The following is a 14841-nucleotide window of genomic DNA, read 5'->3' on the forward strand; positions in this document are numbered from 1 at the left end:
AATTTGGCGCGGTCGACAGGGCGAGCGCGGCGTTGACATCGAATGAGCCCCCTCTTATCTGTCCAACGACTTTGCGTCCAGAACCGTTTTCCGGGCGCTTTTTGCGTTTGTCCGCGTTCACGTGGATTTGATGGGGCCAGCCGGCGCCCGTCGCAACGACTTGGAATGCTATCGAAAGGGCCATTGGATGGTCAGTCTCGGCGGTCTCGCCCGTAAGGTTTTCGGCTCCTCCAACGATCGTCGGGTCAAATCGACCCGGCCCCGCGTCGAGGCGATCAATGCCATTGAAAACGAGATGCGGGCGCTCTCCGACGCCGAGCTTCAGGCCCGCACCGACAAATTCCGCCAGGACATCGCCAACGGCGCCAGCCTCGACGACCTTCTGGTCCCGGCCTTCGCTACCGTGCGCGAGGCCGCCCGCCGCGTGCTCGGCATGCGCCCGTTCGACGTGCAGCTGATCGGCGGCATGGTGCTGCACAATGGTGGTATTGCCGAGATGCGGACCGGTGAAGGCAAGACGCTGGTGGCGACGCTGCCGGTCTATCTCAACGCGCTCGCCGGCAATGGCGTCCATGTCGTCACCGTCAACGATTATCTGGCCACGCGCGACTCCGAATGGATGGGCCGCGTCTACAAATTCCTCGGCCTTAAGGTCGGCGTCATCGTCCATGGCCTGTCCGACGAGGAGCGCCGGGTCGCCTACGCCGCCGACGTCACCTACGCCACAAACAACGAGCTCGGCTTCGACTATCTGCGCGACAACATGAAATACGAGCGCGCCCAGATGGTGCAGCGCGGTCACAGCTACGCCATCGTCGACGAGGTCGATTCCATCCTGGTCGACGAAGCGCGCACGCCGCTGATCATTTCCGGTCCGCTCGAGGACCGTTCGGAAATGTACAACACCATCGACACCTTCATCGTCCAGCTGCAGCCGCAGGACTACGAGATCGACGAGAAGCAGAAGACCTCGATCTTCACCGAGGAAGGCACCGAGAAGCTGGAGAACATGCTGCGCGATGCCGGTCTGCTCAAGGGCGAGTCGCTCTATGATGTCGAGAACGTCGCCATCGTCCACCACGTCAACAACGCACTGAAGGCGCACCGGCTGTTCCAGAGGGACAAGGACTATATCGTGCGCAACGGCGAGATCGTCATCATCGACGAGTTCACCGGCCGCATGATGCCCGGCCGCCGCTATTCGGAAGGCCTCCACCAAGCGCTCGAAGCCAAGGAGCATGTGGCGATCCAGCCGGAGAACCAGACGCTCGCCTCAGTCACCTTCCAGAACTATTTCCGCCTCTACAAGAAGCTCGCCGGCATGACTGGCACGGCGCTGACCGAGGCCGAGGAATTCGCCAACATCTACAATCTCGACGTCACCGAAATCCCGACCAACCTGCCGGTCATCCGCATTGACGAAGACGACGAGGTCTACCGGACGGTCGAGGAGAAATACAAGGCGATCGTCAAGGAGATCAAGGAAGCCCGCGCCAAGGGCCAGCCGACCCTGGTCGGCACGACTTCCATCGAGAAATCCGAGCAACTGGCCGAGCGCCTACGCAAGGAAGGTTTCAAGGATTTCGAGGTGCTGAACGCCCGCCACCACGAGCGCGAGGCGGCGATCGTCGCCCAGGCCGGCAAACCCGGCGCCATCACCATCGCCACCAACATGGCCGGCCGCGGCACCGACATCCAGCTCGGCGGCAATGCCGACATGCGCATCGCCGACGAGCTTGGCGACATGCCGGCCGGCCCCGAGCGCGAGGCCCGGGAAAAGCAAATCCGCGACGACATCGCCCGGCTGAAGGAAAAGGCGCTTGCCGCCGGCGGCCTCTACGTGCTGGCCACCGAACGCCATGAATCGCGCCGCATCGACAACCAGTTGCGCGGCCGCTCAGGCCGTCAGGGCGATCCCGGGCGGTCAAAGTTCTTCCTGTCGCTGCAGGACGATCTGATGCGCATCTTCGGTTCCGAGCGCATGGACGGCATGCTGCAGAAGCTCGGCCTCAAGGAAGACGAGGCGATCATCCATCCCTGGATCAACAAGGCGCTGGAAAAGGCGCAGAAGAAGGTCGAGGCGCGCAACTTCGACATCCGCAAGAACCTGTTGAAATATGACGACGTCTCCAACGACCAGCGCAAGGTGGTGTTCGAGCAGCGCCTCGAATTGATGGACGGCGAAGGCTTATCCGAGACCATCACCGAGATGCGCGAAGGCGTCATCGAGGAGATCGTCGCCAAGAACATTCCCGAAAACGCCTATGCCGAGCAGTGGAACGTCGCCGGCCTCAAGGCCGAGATCGCCGAATTCCTCAACCTCGACCTGCCGGTCGAAGACTGGGTCAAGGAAGAAGGCATTGCCGAGGACGACATCCGCGAGCGCATCAGCCAGGCCGCCGACGCCGCCGCCAAGGAGCGCGCCGAGCGCTTCGGCCCCGACGTGATGACCTATGTCGAGCGCTCCGTGGTGCTGCAGACGCTCGACCATCTGTGGCGCGAGCACATCGTCAATCTCGACCATCTGCGCTCGGTCGTCGGCTTCCGCGGCTACGCCCAGCGCGATCCGCTGCAGGAGTACAAGAGCGAGGCGTTCGAGCTGTTCCAGGCGATGCTGGGCAATCTGCGCCAGGCCGTCACGGCGCAGCTGATGCGCGTCGAACTGGTCCGCCAGGCGGCGGAAGCGCCACCGCCAGAGGCGCCCGACATGTTCGGCAGCCATATCGACGGCTCGACCGGCGAGGACGATTTCGAAGGCGGCGAGACGGCCGTCCTGGTCCGCCAGGAGACCAACGCCATCGTCGCCCCCGAAAACCGCGACCCGAAGAACCCGGCGACCTGGGGCAAGATCGGCCGCAACGAAACCTGCCCCTGTGGGTCAGGGAAAAAGTACAAGCATTGCCACGGGGCGTTTGCGTAAGGCATTGCTTTCCTTCGCCCCGTTCACGGGGAGAAGGTGCCCGAAGGGCGGATGAGGGGTAGCGGAGGCGTTGGCAATTAGCCAATCTCCCCACCTGAGGGGGAGATGGCCGGCAGGCCAGAGGGGGCGCTGTCCCGCGGGACCGCTCAGTTCAGTCAAAAACTAAATTCGCAAAATCAAATCGCCCATGCTGCAGAAGACGGTTCGCCCCGTCATCATACAATAATCGCATCCACAGATCCTCGCCGTGGCGTGTGGCCCAGAACACCTTGCCATAAGCTTGATGGTCGACTCGCGACTTCATTAGGTTGCGGTCGGCCTGCAGTCTACCTGTTTCCCCATCGTCCTTTATCTCAATCAACGCAATTCCGTCTGGCTTAGATCGGCGGGCTATTCCGACGGCAAAGTCGGGAAAAAAGTTATGGCCGTCAGGCAGCACAAGTTTTACAGCCCATCTCGTATTTTCCACGCATCGTAGCCACCATAATATAGTCCCGCTTTCGTCGGAATCGAGAAACCGGGCAAACGCTGCCTCCGGCCCGTTCATAGCCGATTGAAAAATACCATAGGCGCCCTTGCGGGCAGGTTCGCGCCCCGCTTCATCGAAATGCATTGTTGGAACTGCGTCGCCAGGCACTACGGTCAAATGTTGGCGTTGCGCCGCGCGTACTGCCTCGCGCATCGCGCTCTCGTTTTCCAGAGCGGCAAGATCGACCGCACGCCTCAGCGTTTTCTCATCCGCTTCAATGGCCCTGTGTTCGGCTGCATTGGCAAGCGCGCTTAGGATGGCCCGCTTAAGATCACGCGGGTCAATCTGATCATTAAAGGAAAAAGCACGTTGGGCCAAATCGGCCGCCCGTGCTGCAGAGATCGGCACGGCAAGATTTTCGGTTTCCCTGCGTCCTTTGAACAATTCTCGTAGTGACAAACTGCCACTCATATTTCTGTTGACCAAATAGTCAGTCAGATTAATGCGGGCAACGAACTCCCGCGCCACCAGATCGGAAAAGCCGGCGCCGATCTCGTGCATCTGAGGCAATTGTTCTCGCAACAGACACGCCGGCACGCCGAGTTCGGAGCGCAGCTTATAGCCTATAGCTTTTGTGGCTCGCACTGGCTCTGATCTGCGGTCCGGTGCGGGCACAAACGGCAAGTCGCCGAAAAGGTCTCGCTCCCCTCCCGCTTCGGCCGCTTGCAGAACCCGCTCCTGAAAGTCGGCCGGTTGGTCGTATATCGTGTCCTTCAGCACGCCTTGGCCGACGAGTTCCTCGATGCGCCGAAGCCGCTCAGTGGTCGGAAGCTGCTGACGCGCCGCCCCAACGACGCGAATGTCTTGGAACACGGGCGCGCCGGAGCCGAACTGCACGACATTCAAATGATCGGTCACCATGTCAATCGACTGACGCACCGCTTTCAATTCGGCGACAGCTTCGTCAAGGCCGCCCTGCAATTGAGGATCGGTCAAGATAACGTAGCCGTTGTCGAGCAAATCGCTCGTCTTGTGCAGATGCCGCACTGCTGGATGAACCCGCATAATGCGGCCGACGATCTGCAATCCGAACTCGATGCCGCGATTCGGCCTCACCGAAACCAACGTCCAAGCCCGCGGTGCATCGAATCCGGTGGCAACGGCAACCTTGAAAATCAACACCTCGACATTCGGATCGTACGCCAACGCATGAAAATCCGGGTCGGGCTTGCCTGATGTATGCGCGCGGATAGCGGTCGATGGCACGCCGAGTTGCTCAAGTTTTTCGCGTACGCGCACAACTGGGTCGGGTTCGCCCTTCTTCTGGTCTTCGACCTGCACCAGCATCAGCGGCGTTACCGCAATGTCGCGCGCGCTCAAATCCTGCCGCACTCGGCAATGCTGACGCCAGCCCGCCTTCAGCGCTGCTTGTTCGGGATCGATCAATTTTTCGTCGGTTTCGGCAAAACGAACAATGCCGAGATAGAGCCCAACCTTGTTCAATCCCGCGTCGACAACATCTTGGCGGGCGATCACCACCCGGCTTTCGACCCGAATGCCAGCTTCCCTTTCGAATGCTTCCAACTTAGCGTCGTTAGGTGTTGCGGTCGCGAGTATCGCAGCGTCGGGCTTGAGCACGTCAAGATAGAACGATGCGGCAGCTTTGGCCGACGTTCCAAAGTTCAGGTGTGCTTCGTCAATGACGAGGCCGATAGAGAAATCCTTGTCGCGGAGATCTGCGATCAGATCGTCGATCGAGGGTGCGTCCTCTGCACGCCGGCGTACCTTGCGAGCATCGGCATTGTTCGCTGCAACCGTCGCCCAAGTCTGGATAAACACGTCGCCATCGCGTGTTCCGCCTGATACTCGGTCGCTAGCGATTTCGCGAAGTCGAAGCGACGGGCACTGCGCTGAAAGCGCATCCTTCGTCTGTTCGACAAGACCTGAAAACGGGGTGAACCAGAACCAGACAAATTTGCCGAGCACCGCACCGCGCAGGGATTCCAAAGTACGACCAAGGATCAGCGTCTTGCCAGACGCCGTCGGAGCTTCGAGCAACATGACGCCGACCTGGCGCGCGATTGCTTCTCGATTGTGCGGTTCGGTCGCCTGCAATCCGGCGATGTGCTTGACTGTATCTCTCAGCGCGCTGCAGGCGAGCGATTGATACCCGGCGAGCGAATGCAACCGGATCGTTTCGGCGACGTCGATTGATGCGGCCTCGGCATTCACTGCTGGAATCTCTGCTTTAGCGTATCATGAACAGATCGAACCTCAGTCGCCTCGCCGAGAGTCCAGTCACGTAGCGCGCCCGGCGCCCAAACATAGACGAAGGTGGACTGTCCCGGGCCAAGACTTTCGATGTAGCCGCGCAAACGCTCATCCGGTCGATCCGAAAACACCAGAGTCACGTCGTCACTATCGTGAGCATTGAACGGTAGCGTCTCGTCATAGACGGTGAGAGATAAACCGTGGATAGCCTCCAGTGCCGACCACACTTCTTGCGGTGTTAGGTCGTAGTCGAGGTCAGAAAAATCGATCTCTCGCGTAACGAGATAAGCAAACCCGGCGGAAAGCTCGGCATATTTACCGTCATCCGTGCGGTTCAGTCCACGAATACGCCCGGCGGTGACGTCGCGGCAAAGATTCTTGTCTGGTTCGGCTTCGGTTCGCTCCGTGGACGACACCATAATGAAGCGCCTGTCGCCCCCATCCTCGGCATTAAGCTCCATGACCGCTTGCGCTGTGGTCGCCGAACCGGCGAAAAAATCGAGGACAATATCCGCGAGACCCGTCGACTGCCGTATCAATTCGCGAATAAGAGATACCGGCTTGGCATAGTTGAAAGCCTTTTCGCCGAATACATCTTTGATAACCTTCGCCCCTTCGTCGTTAGTTCCAGAGACAATTGCGTTTACACCAGCTTCGATCGTATCGATTTCGGACCGTGGCGTAATCCACGACGATAGCGGTTGGGTTGGACTGCGAAGATCCTTCTTGTAACGTTTGAACCGCGGCGTACCAAAACCAACTTTCTTGCCAACCCAGAAATCGAGATCAGGTAGTTCTTCCCGCAACATCGGCGATCGGCCACTTTTGGGGACATCGCCAACGCGTATAGCAGACAACAGTTCTTCTTTGGAACTCCAGACCACAACCTTCTCGTTTGGCGGGAAGCGAATTCGGCGATCGGCGATCCAATCTTCCATAAATCGAGTTTTTATTTTTGTATTTTCACCAGAAAGTGCTCTGGATGCATACCTCCAAACGGAATCAGGGTTGCAAGGATACCATATCTCTGTTTCCGGATTCTGAATGGGGAAAAAACCCTTGCCTGCCCTTTTGTCCAAATATCCAACGTTGACGGTCAAATCTCCGCTTGTCCAATCGCCGTGAGGATCATTGTCTGGGTTCGAATACATATCAATGTCTTACTGTTTCCGCCAAACCGGAAATCACTACGACCATATACTAGAATATACTCATGATTGTCAGATAGAAACGCTTCACGTCCTTCATTTCCACCGGTTCTGGTCCTCCAAACAAGACTTCCAACCCGCATCCCTGGCAATGCTTCATCCAATAGCATTTCGAGCTTTGCGCGCTGCTCATCATTAATAGAAACCAACAGTACCCCGTCGTCCGCAAGCAAGTCTCGCGCAAGTGACAGACGACGATAGAGAAACTCTAACCATGTAGAATGCCGATAGCGATCGGACGGATCCATATAGTGGTCATTATAGACCCAATCCTTGTTGCCCGTGTTGTAAGGCGGGTCGATATAGATGCATTTGACGCGCCCGGCATAGGCCATGCGCAACCACCGCAACGCATCGAAATTATCGCCTTCGATAACGAGGTTTTCCCACGGTGCCGGACGCTCGCAGAGTGCCAGATCAAGCGTCGCGACGACGAAATTCTCGTCGATCGCCTGGTCGGCCTCGATCTCATCGCGTTCCCAGACCAGGCCGAATTTGCGTTCACGGTCCCGCTTCTCGAGGATGCGGACAAGCTGCTCGCGGCTTAGTTCGTCATATTTTCCCGCCATGCACCACGCCGCTCTCAATTTTTTTGAGTCTTGTTGTTCTTGTCCGATTGATGGCAATGAGGCAAGGGCGAAGGGTGCGCGGCTTAGTGTTCGATGTGGATAGGATGCTCCGATCCGTCGCACTTTGGCTTCAGCAGAATTGTCCTCACCTCTCGCCAAGGAGCAGGCGTGAGGCAGCGCAAGGCCTTTCATAAGCCAGCGCCGCGCCTCATCCGCCTGCCGGCAGCTTCTCCCCGTATAGAGACGGGGCGAAGGAAAGCCCACCCAACCGTTTCTTAATGTGTCTCCGCTACACCCAGCCCCTGTAAATTGGCGGAAAACGGAGAGTATTGGGTGCGCTTTTCCGCGGCGACGACAGCCGGGCGGTTCCTGCCGCAGCGCCTTGCGCTGCGCATAAGGCCGCTGCTTGGCCTGATCGATGCCGTGCTGTTCACCGCCGGCGAGCGCGGCGAAGCCGGCCGCATGTCGCTGATCGCCTTTTCGGTCCGCATCGTCAGCGCCGTCATCGCCTTCGTCAGCCAGGTCCTGATGGCGCGCTGGATGGGCTCGTTCGAGTACGGCATTTTCGTCCTCGTCTGGGTGACGATGGTCATCGTCGGCAATCTCGCCTGCCTCGGCTTCCACACCTCGGTTATCCGCTTCATCCCCGAATATCGCGCGCGCGGCATGCTGGCCGAATTGCGCGGCATTGTGCGGGCCAGCCGGCTGTTCGTGCTGGTTGCCTCGACTGCGATCGCCGGCCTCGGGGCGCTCGCCGTCTGGCTGCTGTCGCCCTTTATCGAAGACTATTACGTCGTGCCGTTCATCCTCGGCATCATCTGCCTGCCGATGATCGCCATGTCCGACCTTCTGCAAGGGCTGGCGCGGGCCAATTCCTGGGCGCTGTTTGCGCTGTCGCCGACCTTTCTGGTGCGGCCGCTGCTGATCTTGGCCTTCATGGCGCTGATGCTGCTGGTGGGCTACGCGCCCGACGCCAGGACGGCGATCTTCGCCGCCATCGCCGCCACCTACGCCACCACACTCGGTCAGCTCATCGGCGTGACGTCACGCATGGACAGAAGGATCCCGGCCGGGCCGATGAAATTGCATTTCGGCCAATGGTTCATCGTCTCGCTGCCGATCTTCCTGGTCGAGAGCTTTTTCTTCCTGCTCACCAATGCCGACGTGCTGATGGTCGGCGCCTACCTCGATCCCAACGACGTCGCTGTCTATTTCGCCACGGTCAAGACGCTGGCGCTGGTGCATTTCGTCTATTTCGCGGTCAAGGCCGGCGTCGCCCAGCGCTATGCCCAGTTCACCCATGGCGAGCCGCAAAAGCTCGCCGCCTTTGCCCGCGAGACGGTGTCGTGGACCTTCTGGCCGTCGCTGGCGATGGCGCTGCTGGTGCTGGCACTGGGCGAGCCGATGCTGACCTTGTTCGGCCCCGAATTTTCCGCCGGCTATCCGCTGCTGTTCCTGCTGGTGTTCGGCGTCGTCGCGCGGGCCGCCGTCGGCCCTTGCGAAAGCCTGCTCACCATGAGCGGCAACCAGAACATCTGTGCCGCCGTCTACGCCCTGACGCTGGCCTTCAACATCGCGCTGAGCGTCGTGCTGATCCCGCTCTTCGGCCTGTGGGGCGCGGCGATGGCCACCGTCTTCGCGATGATCTTCGAGGCCGGCGCGCTGTCCTTCACGGTCTGGCGCAAGCTCGGCATCGTCATGGTCATTTTCGTATCAGCCAAAGGAGCCGCCTGATGGCTGCCGTCCCCCTGCTCGAGGAAACCAGCGGCGGCCCGGCCGGCGCCATGGTGTCCGGTCTTGCCGGGCTCGCCCGCGAGGCCGATCCCGCCCATATCGAGATCCTCGCCAACCACCGGCCCGAGCGCAAGCTCGCCATCTATCCAGCCTCCGCCGGCTTCGACCTGGTCGAGGAGCTCGACTATCTCTGCACCCGCACAATCGAGCCCAACGTCTTCTTCAACCCGCGCTTCCTGGCGCCGGCCATGCCCAGGCTGGAGGACCGTGAGGTGCGGCTGGCCGTCATCCGCGACGGCGACCAGTACCGCAACCGGCTGCGCCTGCTGGTGCCGTTCTCGGTCGAGCGGCCGGCGGTGCCGCTCGGGATTCCAGTCATGCGCACCTGGTCGAGCCCGTTCGGCCCGATCGGCACGCCGCTGGTCGACCGCGACGATCCGATCGGCGTGATCGAGGATTTCTTCTCGATGCTGTCGCGGCCGCACCTCAAGCTGCCGAAAGTCTTCGTGCTGCCCGACATAAGGCTGGACGGCCCGGTGGCCAGCCTGCTCGCCAGCGTCGCCGAAACGCGCGGCCTGACGCTGGTCACCACCGGCAAGGCCGACCGCCCGGTGCTCGAAAGCGCGCTCGACGGCGAGGAATATCTGAAAGCTTCGCTGCGCGCCCACCATTATCGCGAGTTCCGCCGCCTGAAGCGCCGCCTCGCCGACCTCGGCCGGCTGGAGCATGTGGTGGCGCGCGGGCCGGACGAGATCCGCCATGCCATCGAAAATTTCCTGACATTGGAGGCCGCTGGCTGGAAAGGCCGCGAGCGCACCGCCATGGCCATCGACCGCTACCGCGCCGCCTTCGCCCGCGAGGCGGTGCACCGGCTGGCCGAGCAGGATCTTTGCCGTATCCATTCGCTGACGCTCGACGGCCGCACCATCGCCTGCCTGGTCGTCTTCGTCGAGGCCGGCGTCGGCTATACCTGGAAGACCGCCTATGACGAAACGCTCGCTGCCTATTCGCCAGGCACGCTGCTGATGATCGAGGTGACCAGGCAGCATCTCGACGACCCCAACATCATGATGACCGATTCCTGCGCCGTGCCCGACCATCCGGTGATGAGCCGGCTGTGGACGGAGCGCAGGCCGATGGGCACGCTGGTGATCGGTCTGACGCCGGATGCCGACCGCCCTGCCCGCCAGGCGGCATCGCAGCTTCACCTCTACCGCGAGACCCGCAACATGGCCCGCCTGCTGCGCAACCGGATGAAGAGCTTGCTGCGGCGGCGGTAGACTTGGGGGTCCTGCTGGGGCCTAGTTCCTCGACACGGTGATTTTGACAGGTCGGGCCAATCAGCAGCGAACGTCGATAATTAACGTCAAGAATTCCTGTCAGCGGCAAATCGCAAACCTTCGAGATTAGCCGAGACATCCCTCCCTTCGTCATCCCAGGGCGGAGCAAGGAGCGAAGCGACGCGGCGCAGACCCTGGGATCCATGCCGTTACCTGGCGGCAGTGCTCCGGCGGACGAGAACCGAACGCTACCACGCCGTTTCCGCGAAAGAGCTCGAACCCAGAGTCTACGCGACGTCGCTTCGCTCCGGCGCAGACCCCGGGATGACGAAGGAAGCCGGTCGGCAGCAACCGTCGACAGTCCCTTTCAGACTCAGTCGCAGAACCAAATCCTCTGTGCCGACGACCTAGGTCGTCAGGGTTAATTCTCCCAATCACCGGAAGGGACTAGCATCAACGCAGTCCCAACAGGGATGAGGCGATCAATTTCGGCCGCGCGTCCAGCATCATTGCCGCCTCGGTCCTGCACGGCCAGAAGAAAAAACTGGGAGGAATGCATGACGAAACCAACTCACCTCAGGCATCTCGGTATCCTCACATTGGCAGGTCTCGTTGGCGCGTGTCTGAGCGCCGCCGCGCCTCGGGCCGCCGAACCCGACAAGGCCGAGATAGATGCCCTGCGCAAATCGCTGTCCAGATATGAAGACTACAAGGTTGCCGTTCGCGAACTTTATCTGTCGACGGTTGGATGCGTCTTCTACAGCGGCGAAAAGGTGGAAGGGGCGATGGACTACCCGAAAGGCGCAATGGGCATCCATTTCGTCAATGTCACGACTGTCGGCCCGACCGCAGATCCGACGCGCCCCAATGTGCTGATCTATGAGCCGGTCGGTAACGAGTTGCGCCTGGTCGGCGTGGAATGGCTCGTGCCCTTGACGCCGGACACCAAGGAGCCGCCGAAGCTTTTCGGCCAGACATTCATGGGGCCTATGGAGGGGCATTATCCGCTCATCCCGAAGGAGTTCCACCACTACGACCTTCACGCCTGGCTGTTCAAGGAGAACCCGCTCGGAATGTTCAGTCCGACGAACCCGGACGTGAAATGCGACAATTATGCGTTTCCGATGCCGGAGCAGCCGACCAAGATGGTGCCGGGGCCGATGTAAGCGACCTCGTTACCGCCTGAGGCTGTCGGAGGGGCCGGCCGCGGCCTCAATAGCGGTTATCCCAGGAGGGCTCCTGGGATAACGCCAGCCGAGTTCGCGGTTTCTCAGGTGGGAAATGGTGCCCCTAGCCGGGATCGAACCAGCACTCCTTGCGGAACTCGATTTTGAGTCGAGCGCGTCTACCAATTCCGCCATAGGGGCTCAGGCCGAGCGGCCTGGATGGGCGCGGACTATACGGTTGGAGGCCTGTTCGTCAACTGGCCAAATCCCGACATCTCGGCTCGCTCAAGCCTCAGCCTTTCGATTTCGTGAAGCAGCTGCCATTGTGCAGCGCGGAAAATCTTTCTAGACAGGCGGCGCATGTCATTGAAGCGCACCTTGTCCGACGAGGTTGATGCGGGGCGCTTCCAAGTCTTGTTTGTACATGTCGTGATCCCAAGACCGCTTCTGGTTTGGGCGTGCATTAGGAGTGCCGATGCTTCGCGGACTTTACGACTGGACCTTGTCGCTGGCGGCGAGCAAATCCGCCGAATGGTGGCTGGCCTTCATCGCCTTCGTCGAGAGTTCGGTGTTCCTGGTGCCGGCCGACGTCCTCTATCTGCCGATGGCGCTGTCGCGGCCGGATCGCGCCTATCGTTACGCGCTGGTCGCCACCGTCGCCTCGGTGCTGGGCGGCATCGCCGGCTGGTTCATCGGCCATTATGCCTATGATGCGGTGGCGCGGCCGATCCTCGAATTTTATGGCAAATATGACGAGTTCGAAGCGATGCGCGTCTCATCGGGTGTCGGCTTCATCATCCTGATGCTGGTCACCTCCGGCCTCGCCCATCTGCCGCCGATCAAGGTAGTGACGATCCTGTCGGGCGTCATCGGTGTTCCTTTGCTGCTGTTCATCGTGCTGGCAATCATGGCGCGCGGTGCTCGCTTCCTGTTTCTCGCGTGGCTGTTGCGCCGCTATGGCGAGCCGATCCGCCACTTCATCGAAAAGCGCCTTGGCCAGATTGCGGGCGCCGGCGCCGCTGCCCTGATTTTGCTCTATATCGTCGTCAAATACGCCGTCTGAACGGCATCGAACCGAACGGACTGAGCCCGATGACAGCGACCGTGAATGCCGATACCGGACGCCAGCGGCTGCGCACCGCCCTGTTTCTCGCCGTCGCCATGGCCGCCACGGTCGGCTCGGCGCTGGCCTTCCAGTATGTTGGCGGCTACATCCCCTGCAAGCTCTGCCTCGAGCAGCGAACGCCTTACTACGTCGGCGTGCCCTTGATGCTGCTGGCGGTGCTTGCGTCGGCGCTTCGGGCGCCAGCTTGGGTAAGCCGTGGCCTGCTGGCCATTGGCGGCCTGCTGATGCTCTACGGCGTCTATCTCGGCGTTTATCACTCCGGCGTCGAATGGGCGTGGTGGCCAGGCCCGACCGATTGCACCGCAGCCGCAGGGCCGGTGGACACCGGCGGCAAGGGCGTGCTCGACGCGCTCGACAAATTTGTCCCGCCTTCCTGCGACAAGGCGGCGCTCCGCATCCTCGGCCTGTCGCTGGCGGGCTGGAATGCCATCGCCAGCTTTGTCCTCGCCACCGTCGCGTTCCGCGGCGCCTTTGCCCGCGACTGAGTGGCACAACGCAGAATTCGGTCAGAAATTCGTCAGGCCGGAGTGCATGACGTGGCTTTCGAGAACCGGAGCGGAGCGTGCTAAACTACGTGAGCACTGGCCTACGCCGGCCGTAGCCTTAACCACCACGCCACGACCGCTCATGAATGCTTCGGCCGGCGAAGGCCGGAAGCGCAGAAAGCTGCGTCAGGCGACCGGAATGGCGGATCTCTGCAGAACTCTATGGTTCGAGTTCGACATCCCAGTACAGATAATCCATCCAGCTTTGGTGCAGATGGTTGGGCGGGAACAGCCGGCCGTTATTATGCAAATCATGCACCGTCGGCTGGTAGGGCTTCTGCAGCGGCCACATCTTGGCGTGGGCCGGCATCATGCCGCCCTTCCGCAGATTGCAGGGCGAGCAGGCAGCGACGACATTCTCCCACGTCGTGGCGCCGCCGCGATGGCGCGGAATGACATGGTCGAACGTCAGATCGTCCGGCGTGCCGCAATATTGGCACTGGAAACGGTCGCGCAGGAAGACGTTGAAACGGGTAAACGCCGGATGCCTCGACGGCTTTACGTAAGCCTTCAGGCTGACGACACTCGGCAGCTTCATCGAAAAGGTCGGCGAAGAGACGGCGTGTTCGTATTCGGCGACGATGTTCACCCTCTCGAGGAACACCGCCTTGATGGCATCCTGCCAGGACCAGAGCGACAAGGGGTAATAGCTGAGCGGACGGTAATCCGCATTCAGCACCAGCGCTGGAAGCCCATCCGGAGATACGGCAACCGTCACGTCGTTGACCTCCTTCACCCTAGAACCGGTCGACGCGGATACTGTAAGCCCGACATGACAGGGATGTGAAGCGGATTGTCGATCATGCCGGGTCTCAAAAACGCATGATTTCAATGCTTTTTTGCTGATTCAGGCCGGAGGCGCGGCATCCCTGCCCTTCAATTCGCGATAATAAGCCCAGAAAAGCCGCGATGCGACACCGCGCCACGGGCTCCATGATTCGGCAAGCCGGATCAGCATTTTCTCCGGCGGACGCGGGTCGATGCCGAGCGCATGGCCGACCGCGCTCTGCAAAGCAACGTCGCGCGCCGGAAAGATGTCCGGGTGTCCGGCGGCAAACAAAAGGTAGACTTCAGCCGTCCACGGGCCGATGCCCGGCACCCTGGTCATCGCCGCGATAGCCTCGCTTGCATCGAGCCGGCAGAGGTGATCGAGGTCGAGCCCGTCGGCCACCGCCTGGGCGACGGCAATCAGGCCGCGCTGCTTGGGCCGCGATAGTCCCGCGTTGCGAAAGATCGCCTCATCGGCGGCTAGGATCGCCTGCGGCGTCAGCGGATCGAGCAGTTCCGTCAGGCGGCCGAAGATGGCATCGGCGCTCGCGCGCGACACTTGTTGCGAAACGACGATGGAAGCAAGGCTCCTGAACCCCGGCTCCGACAGCCTGAGCGGCACCTCGCCGGCCATGCCGCGCACTTTTTCCAGGCGTGGGTCGAGCAAGCATAGCCTATCCAGCCCTTGCGCAATGTCGTCGAGGCTGGCGATGCGTTGCATGTCTGCTTGTTCCAAAATCAAAAGTGCCGCACGTTCCGTCACGTGTCCCTCTGGACGCACGACG

The 14841-nt window shown here is 60.9% G+C and carries 11 protein-coding genes and 1 tRNA gene; 6 read left to right on the forward strand and 6 right to left on the reverse strand.

Translation table 11 applies throughout. The annotated features are described in order from the left end of the window. Positions 1–187 precede the first annotated feature (187 nt). Entirely contained in the window at positions 188–2920 is a 2733-nt protein-coding gene (gene secA / locus NKI79_RS25565; RefSeq protein WP_352805504.1) for a preprotein translocase subunit SecA, read from the forward strand. Between the two features lie 151 nt (positions 2921–3071). Here secA and NKI79_RS25570 read toward each other — a convergent pair whose 3' ends face one another. The 3 genes from NKI79_RS25570 to NKI79_RS25580 are packed head-to-tail and all read right to left on the reverse strand — an operon-like array spanning position 3072 to position 7629. Further along, positions 3072–5621 carry a DEAD/DEAH box helicase family protein gene (locus NKI79_RS25570; RefSeq protein ID WP_352805506.1) on the reverse strand — a complete coding sequence of 850 codons (2550 nt, stop codon included), beginning with the start codon at positions 5619–5621 and terminating at the stop codon, positions 3072–3074. Beyond that, positions 5618–6760 (reverse strand): DNA methyltransferase, encoded by a 1143-nt coding sequence (locus NKI79_RS25575; protein WP_352805508.1) that lies wholly within the window; start codon positions 6758–6760, stop codon positions 5618–5620. The genes NKI79_RS25570 and NKI79_RS25575 overlap by 4 nt, the downstream gene beginning before the upstream one ends. Further along, a complete protein-coding gene (locus tag NKI79_RS25580; protein ID WP_352805510.1) occupies positions 6757–7629 on the reverse strand; it encodes a DNA methyltransferase in 873 nt (290 codons plus the stop codon). Before NKI79_RS25580 ends, NKI79_RS25575 begins: the two co-directional genes overlap by 4 nt. A 141-nt stretch (positions 7630–7770) precedes the next feature. Here NKI79_RS25580 and NKI79_RS25585 point away from each other — a divergent pair, with 141 nt between their 5' ends. The 3 genes from NKI79_RS25585 (at position 7771) to NKI79_RS25595 (ending at position 11617) form a co-directional block, all read left to right on the forward strand. Further along, positions 7771–9171, forward strand: a complete 1401-nt coding sequence (locus NKI79_RS25585) for a lipopolysaccharide biosynthesis protein (RefSeq protein WP_352805512.1) — start codon at positions 7771–7773, stop codon at positions 9169–9171. Next, positions 9171–10451, forward strand: a complete 1281-nt coding sequence (locus NKI79_RS25590) for a GNAT family N-acetyltransferase (protein ID WP_254816685.1) — start codon at positions 9171–9173, stop codon at positions 10449–10451. Before NKI79_RS25585 ends, NKI79_RS25590 begins: the two co-directional genes overlap by 1 nt. 557 nt (positions 10452–11008) lie before the next feature. Beyond that, a complete protein-coding gene (locus tag NKI79_RS25595; RefSeq protein WP_352476299.1) occupies positions 11009–11617 on the forward strand; it encodes a hypothetical protein in 609 nt (202 codons plus the stop codon). A gap of 116 nt (positions 11618–11733) precedes the next feature. Here the strand turns inward: NKI79_RS25595 and NKI79_RS25600 are convergent. Further along, positions 11734–11818 (reverse strand) — tRNA-Leu (locus NKI79_RS25600). Positions 11819–12092: 274 nt separating this feature from the next. Between NKI79_RS25600 and NKI79_RS25605 the strand changes: the two genes are divergently transcribed. Both NKI79_RS25605 and NKI79_RS25610 read left to right on the forward strand, forming a co-directional pair. Continuing rightward, a complete protein-coding gene (locus NKI79_RS25605) occupies positions 12093–12680 on the forward strand; it encodes a YqaA family protein (RefSeq protein ID WP_352805515.1) in 588 nt (195 codons plus the stop codon). Between the two features lie 29 nt (positions 12681–12709). Further along, the gene (locus tag NKI79_RS25610) at positions 12710–13228 is read left to right on the forward strand and encodes a disulfide bond formation protein B (protein WP_352805518.1); all 519 of its coding nucleotides are present in this window, start codon (positions 12710–12712) and stop codon (positions 13226–13228) included. 220 nt (positions 13229–13448) lie between these two features. On the opposite strand, the gene NKI79_RS25615 is transcribed toward NKI79_RS25610, so the two are convergent. Both NKI79_RS25615 and NKI79_RS25620 read right to left on the reverse strand, forming a co-directional pair. After that, entirely contained in the window at positions 13449–14006 is a 558-nt protein-coding gene (locus tag NKI79_RS25615) for an HNH endonuclease (protein WP_254816681.1), read from the reverse strand. A 129-nt stretch (positions 14007–14135) separates the two neighbouring features. Further along, positions 14136–14777, reverse strand: a complete 642-nt coding sequence (locus NKI79_RS25620; protein ID WP_254816680.1) for a DNA-3-methyladenine glycosylase family protein — start codon at positions 14775–14777, stop codon at positions 14136–14138. Positions 14778–14841: the final 64 nt, after the last annotated feature.

The sequence above is a fragment of the Mesorhizobium sp. M0340 genome, from assembly GCF_040321535.1.
Taxonomy (GTDB): Bacteria; Pseudomonadota; Alphaproteobacteria; order Rhizobiales; family Rhizobiaceae; genus Mesorhizobium.

Coding starts and splice junctions, on each gene's coding strand:
- secA (WP_352805504.1), top strand. CDS start 188: ATGGTCAGTCTCGGCGGTCTCGCCCGTAAGGTTTTCGGCTCCTCCAAC.
- NKI79_RS25580 (WP_352805510.1), bottom strand. CDS start 7,629: ATGAAAGGCCTTGCGCTGCCTCACGCCTGCTCCTTGGCGAGAGGTGAG.
- NKI79_RS25590 (WP_254816685.1), top strand. CDS start 9,171: ATGGCTGCCGTCCCCCTGCTCGAGGAAACCAGCGGCGGCCCGGCCGGC.
- NKI79_RS25595 (WP_352476299.1), top strand. CDS start 11,009: ATGACGAAACCAACTCACCTCAGGCATCTCGGTATCCTCACATTGGCA.
- NKI79_RS25605 (WP_352805515.1), top strand. CDS start 12,093: ATGCTTCGCGGACTTTACGACTGGACCTTGTCGCTGGCGGCGAGCAAA.
- NKI79_RS25610 (WP_352805518.1), top strand. CDS start 12,710: ATGACAGCGACCGTGAATGCCGATACCGGACGCCAGCGGCTGCGCACC.
- NKI79_RS25620 (WP_254816680.1), bottom strand. CDS start 14,777: ATGCAACGCATCGCCAGCCTCGACGACATTGCGCAAGGGCTGGATAGG.